The sequence below is a fragment of the Streptomyces sp. NK15101 genome (assembly GCF_020400725.1).
GTDB lineage: Bacteria > Actinomycetota > Actinomycetes > Streptomycetales > Streptomycetaceae > Streptomyces.
The window spans coordinates 1-5,466 of the sequence record NZ_JAINVG010000173.1 but is presented as its reverse complement, the minus strand read 5'-3'; the positions used below and the strand labels follow the sequence as shown (position 1 = coordinate 5,466).

Here is a 5,466-nt window from a genome sequence, read left to right as displayed (position 1 = left end):
CGGGGGCGCCCGACGCGACGCCGTCGCCGAAGGCGACCGGGCGGTCCGACTCGAGGGTGGGCCGCAGCCCCCGCCCCGCCTCCAGGAGGCCTTCGACGCGGGTGGTGCCGGTCGTCGGCGACGGCCAGGCCTCGCGGACGAACCAGGCGAGCCGCGCGTCCGCCGGCGCGGGCAGGGCGAGCGCGCTGGAGCGCTGCTCCCACAGCGAGCGGAGCCAGCCCGTGGCGCCCGTGCCGGTGCCGACCAGGACGCCCGAGGAGGCCTGGGGCTCGGGCGGGACGTCCGCACCGTCGAGTCCGAGCGCGTAGCGGGCGGTCTGGTGGCCGGGCGGGCCGACGTAGATCTCGTTCAGCGCGAGGAGCCGCTGCGCGTCGTCGGTGACGGCCTCGACCATCGTCAGCTCGTCGACCGCCGCCCCGGCCCCCGCCGCGTACGGAAGGAGACGCCGCGCCCGGTCCGGACGGTGCCGGACCAGGACGCCGGGGTTGCGCCCGGGGTCGGCGTCGATGCCGATGACCGGCTGCCCCGTCAGGTACTTCGCCGCGTTGGCGACCAGCCCGTCCTGTCCGACCACCACGACGACGTCCTCGGGCCCGAACAGGAACCGGTCCAGATCGGCGCGTTCGACCCGGGTCTGGCGCCACGTCAGCGGAACCGCGCCCGCCACCTCGGCGAGCGCCCGCCGGGCGCGCTCGTGACGCTCGCGCACCGCGTCGACGGAACGGCCGCGCGCGGAGAGGAAGAACGCGGCCTGCCCGTGCGTGCCGTGCCGGGCGAGCAGCTCCTCGTACTCCGTTGTCCGGTGCACGAGCACCGCGCGCGGCGCGAGGCTCACGGCCGTGCCCCGCCCTCGCCGCCCAGCTTGGCGAGCAGTCCGGTCAGCACGTCCGGGGAGAGCGTCAGGTGCTCGATGCGCGGCAGGTTCTCCGCCGCCCGGGTCACGGCCAGGGCGTGCAGGGTCGCCGGGTCGGCCTCCACGTGCGCCCGCAGCCACGCGGACTGCGCTCCGGCGCGCGCCTCGCCGACCTCCCGTGCCGCCTCCGCCTCGGCCCGGGCCAGCCGGACCTTCCGCGCGGCCTCGGCCTCGGCCCGTACCGCGTCGGCGGCCGCGTTCTCCTCGGCCTCGCGACGCGCGTTGGTGCCGCGCTGCTCGACGAGCCGCTCCTCCTGCCGGGCGAGCTCGATCTTGCTGGCGAGTTCGTTCTCGGCGATGGCGCGTTCCCGCTCGACGGCGACCGCGCGCCGCTCGTACGTGGCCCGGTCGGCCTCCTGCTGGATCTGCTCGCGCGCGGGCGTGCGCAGGGCGCGCTCGACCTCGGGCTCGGGGCGGATCGCGACCACGCGGACCGCGACGACCTCGATGCCGGTGTCCGGAAGGCGCGGCTCGGCGGCGAGTCCGGCCGCGATGCGGTCGCGCACGGCCGCCACGCCGTCGACGAGCGCGGCGGCGAGCGTGGTGCGGGCCAGGACGTCGAGGGCGTGCTGCTGGGCGGTCTCGGTGAGGAGGGTGGCGATCTGCTCCAGCGGCGTGCCGCGCCACGCTCCCGTGTCGGGGTCTATGGAGAAGTCGAGCCTGGTGGCCGCGGCGCCCGGGTCGCCGATCCGGTACGTGACGGTGGACTGCACGCTCACGTCCTGGAAGTCCGCGGTGCGGGCGTGGAAGGCCATCGCGAGCTCGCGGTCGTTCACCGGCACCTCGGAGAGGGCGGCGGTGAGCGGCCGGAACCAGAAGCTCAGCCCTTCGCCGTCGTGGACGAGCCGGCCGCGGCGCTGGTGGCGGATGTGGGCGGTGGGCGCGGAGCGCAGATGGCGCCAGCCGGCCCGCCGGGTGATGTCGGCCATGGAAACCCCCTTGTCGTCACATTGACGATAGGGGGCGAGGGGGTTGTCGTCAAGATGACGTATTCGGGTGGGGTGCGGTCGTCCGGCGAAGGGGTGGCCGGGTCTACTCGCCCCACCCTCGGCCCGTGCTCGGCCAGGTCGCTTCGGTCCTCGGTCCGGCCGCCCCCGCCCCCGCCCTCGGCCCGTGCTCGGCCCGGCTGCCTGAGCCGTCGGCCGGTGCTCGGTCCGGCCGCCCCGGCCCCCGGTCCGCGCCAGGTCCGCCCGCCCCGCCTTCGCTCCGTGTTCGGTCCGCCCGTTCTCACCCCGCGACCGGCGCCGGCACCGGCTCGCCCTCCGGTGCGCCCAGGCCGGTGGCCCGGGGCGCCTGGCCCGGCCGCGCCTCCGGGGCGACGGGCGGTGCCGGTACGGCCGCGAGCAGCGCTTTCCCGACCGGCGAGGCCGGCGAGGCCGGCGAAGTGGGTGAGGCCGACAAGGTCGACGGCACCGCCGCGGAGCCCGGCGCCCCGGCCCCCGGTGCCGGCTCCGCCGTCGCCGCCCCGCCCTTCGTCAGCAGGACCACGCCCCGTGCCGCGACCAGCGACGTGGCGGCCGCGACCAGCCAGCCCCAGGCGCCCGCGCGGAAGGTCTCGCCGAGCAGGGCCACGCCGATCACCGCGGCGGCCGCCGGGTTGGAGAGGTTGACGACGGCCAGCGGCGCGGCGAGGCCGCCCCGGTAGGCGGTCTGGGACAGCAGCAGGCCGCCGGTGGCGAAGCCGGATATCAGCACCGCGAGCAGCGCGGTCTGCCACCAGGTCGGCTCGGCGCCCGGCAGCTCGAGCGCGAGTGCTGCCGTCAGCGTCTGGGTGAGCGCCGAGGCGACGCCCGAGGCGATCCCGGAGGCCGTGGCGTGCCCGAGCCCGCGCGCGGCCGGGCCGCCGGTCCCGCGCTGCTCGCGTCCGTACAGCCGTCCGGAGGCCAGTGCGGCGATCAGGAGCGCGGTCGCCGCGGCGACGATCAGGGACTCGCGCAGGCTGAGCGCCTCGCCGGGGGCCGTGGGCCCGGTCACGGCGACGAGCCCGACGAGCCCGCCCAGGGTCCACAGGGCCCCGCGCCATTCGGTGCGGGTCACCCGGCGCCGTGCGCAGTACGCGCCCAGTGGCAGCGCCGCGACGAGCGTCAGCGCGCCGAGCGGCTGAACGAGCGTCAGCGGCCCGTAGTGGAGGGCGGCCACGTGGGCGAGGGCTCCGGCCGCGTTGAGGCCGACCGCCCACCACCACTGCCCGCGCGCGAGGAGGGCGCGCAGCGCGCCGCGCCCGTCGGGAGCGGCGGGGGAGGCGGCGGCGAGCCGGGACTGGGCGACGGCGGCGAGCGCGTACCCGGCGGCGGAGACGAGGGAGAGGAGCACCGCGAGCGCGGTGCCGGCGGCGGGGTTCATCGCAGGGCTCCGACCGGGAGGGGCTCCGCGCCGAGCGGGCGGGGCACGGGTGGGGGTGGCGTCGGGCGGCCGGGCGGGCGGACGGCGAGCAGCGCGAGGCCGAGGAGGGCGGCGGCGGCGAGCGCGTCGAACCAGTAGTGGTTGGCGGTGCCGACGATGACGAGCAGGGTGAGCAGCGGGTGCAGCAGCCAGAGCACCCGCAGGCGGGACCGGGTGGCGGCGATCAGGCCGATCGCGACCATCAGGGCCCAGCCGAAGTGCAGGGACGGCATGGCCGCGAACTGGTTCGCCATCGAGTCCGTCTCCGGCGTCGCCCCGTAGACGGAGGGGCCGTAGACGCGGGCCGTGTCGACGAGTCCGGAGGCGGCGAGCATCCGGGGCGGCGCGAGCGGGACCAGGAGGTGCAGCGCGAGCGCGGCGCCGGTGACGAGGGCCAGTACCCGGCGCGACCACAGGTAGTGCGCGGGGCGGCGCCAGTACAGCCAGACGAGGAAGGCGATGGTGGCCGGGAAGTGCACGGCCGCGTAGTACGTGTTCGCCGCCTGGACCAGCGGTTCGCCGTGCAGGAGCAGTTGCTGGATCGTTCCCTCGCCCGGCAGGTGGACCGCTCGCTCGGCGTCCCAGACGCGGTCGGCGTTCCGGAAGGCGCGGGACTCGTGGCCGTTGGCGAAGAGTCGGCCGAACTTGTAGACGAGGAAGAGCGCGGTGACGAGCAGGAGCTCGCGCAGGAGCGGCGGCCGGGCGGGGGCGGACGGAGGCGTGGGCGGGGAGGCGGGCGCGGTCGCCCGCCCGAGGTCCGGCTCCGGCTCCGCTTCCGGCTCCGACTCCGGTCCGGAAGCGGAGCCCGCGTCCTCCTGGTGCCCGGCGTGCCCGGCGTGCCCGTCGTGCCCGGTGGGGCCCGGAGGGGGGAGCACCCCCGGTCCTGCAGGACGTGGTCCTCGTATCCCGCTTGTCCCGACAGCCATCGCGCGGCCCTCTAATCCGTCAAATCGTCAGCAAACGGAGTGAGCCTAGATCCGTTTTCAGCGAGACGCAAGCGTCTCGATACGTTTGCGTCTCGATTGTGCGCCCCCTACTCTCGTATGTGCAGAGACAGAGGTGTCCGGGAGGATCGATGTCCACAGAGGCCGCGACCGCCGCAGCCCGTCGCAGCAAGATCACGCCGGAGCGCGAGACGGAGCTCTACGACGCCGTGCTCCGCCTCCTCCGCGAGGGCGGCTACGACTCGGTGACCATGGAGGGCGTCGCCGCCCGCACCAAGTGCGGCAAGGCCACGCTCTACCGGCAGTGGGGCACCAAACCCCGGCTCGTGACCGCCGCCCTCGCCCGGCGCCGCTGCACCGTCTTCACCGGCATCGACACCGGCACCCTCGCCGGCGACCTGCGCGAGGCCGCCCGGGTCGCCGCCTCCCGCCGCGAGCGGGACGCCGAGCTCATGGAGGCCGTCGCCCAGGCCTACGTCCAGCACCCCGACCTGCGCGCCGCCCTCCGCGAGACCGTCATCGCCCCCGAGGTCGCGGCCATCGACGCCGTCGTGGCGCGGGCGGTCGAGCGCGGCGAGGTCGCCGCGGACAACCCGGCGATCGGATTCGTCGCCCCCTGTTTCATGGGCATGCTCCGCATCGAGCGGCTCTTCGAGGAACGGTTCGCGGACGCCTCGACCATGCGCACCTTCGTCGACGCCGTCCTCCTCCCGGCACTGGGCGCCGAGGGCTGAGACCGCCCGCCCGGCGCGCCGCCGCCCGGGACGAGGAGCCCCGCGCCCCCGGACGACGAGACGCTCCCGCGCCGCGCGTCGGGAGCGGTGGGCCCCGGTTCCGTCCTGCACCCTGGAGCCATGGCCGCCGCAAGCACCCCCGCCGTCCGCGTCCGCCGGATCTACGAGGAGCCGTCACCCGACGACGGGGTGCGCGTCCTCGTCGACCGGCTCTGGCCGCGCGGCCTCAAGAAGGCGGACGCCCACGTCGACGAGTGGCCCAGGGAACTCACCCCGTCCACCGGACTCCGCCGCTGGTACCACGGCCCCGAGGGCGAGTACGAGGAGTTCTGCCGCCGTTACGAGGCCGAACTCGACGCCCCGGAGGCCGCCGCGGCGCTCGACCGGCTCCGGGAGCTCGCCGCCCGCGGGACGGTCACCCTCCTGACGGCCGCGAAGGACCCGTCCGTGAGCCACGCCTCCGTACTGCGACGCGAACTGGCGGACCGGCAGG

Annotated in this window: 6 protein-coding genes; 2 read left to right on the top strand and 4 right to left on the bottom strand. The window is 76.4% G+C overall.

The window, feature by feature from the left end; genetic code table 11:
• The 4 genes from K7G60_RS38210 to K7G60_RS38195 all read right to left on the bottom strand — a co-directional run.
• Positions 1–835 (bottom strand): hypothetical protein (locus K7G60_RS38210; protein ID WP_225805571.1); only part of this gene is annotated, 835 nt, incomplete at its 3' end.
• Positions 832–1,842, bottom strand: coding sequence for an SPFH domain-containing protein (locus tag K7G60_RS38205; RefSeq protein ID WP_225805570.1), 1,011 nt, complete (start codon positions 1,840–1,842; stop codon positions 832–834). The genes K7G60_RS38210 and K7G60_RS38205, both read right to left, overlap by 4 nt.
• Before the next feature lie 298 nt (positions 1,843–2,140).
• Positions 2,141–3,256, bottom strand: a complete 1,116-nt coding sequence (locus K7G60_RS38200) for a DMT family transporter (protein WP_225805569.1) — start codon at positions 3,254–3,256, stop codon at positions 2,141–2,143.
• Positions 3,253–4,170, bottom strand: a complete 918-nt coding sequence (locus tag K7G60_RS38195) for a phosphatase PAP2 family protein (protein ID WP_374115749.1) — start codon at positions 4,168–4,170, stop codon at positions 3,253–3,255. Before K7G60_RS38195 ends, K7G60_RS38200 begins: the two co-directional genes overlap by 4 nt.
• Before the next feature lie 200 nt (positions 4,171–4,370).
• On the opposite strand from K7G60_RS38195, the gene K7G60_RS38190 reads away from it, so the two are divergent.
• Positions 4,371–4,973, top strand: a complete 603-nt coding sequence (locus tag K7G60_RS38190; protein WP_225805568.1) for a TetR/AcrR family transcriptional regulator — start codon at positions 4,371–4,373, stop codon at positions 4,971–4,973.
• Between the two features lie 120 nt (positions 4,974–5,093).
• On the top strand, positions 5,094–5,466 hold a 373-nt coding region (locus K7G60_RS38185; RefSeq protein ID WP_225805567.1), incomplete at its 3' end, for a DUF488 domain-containing protein.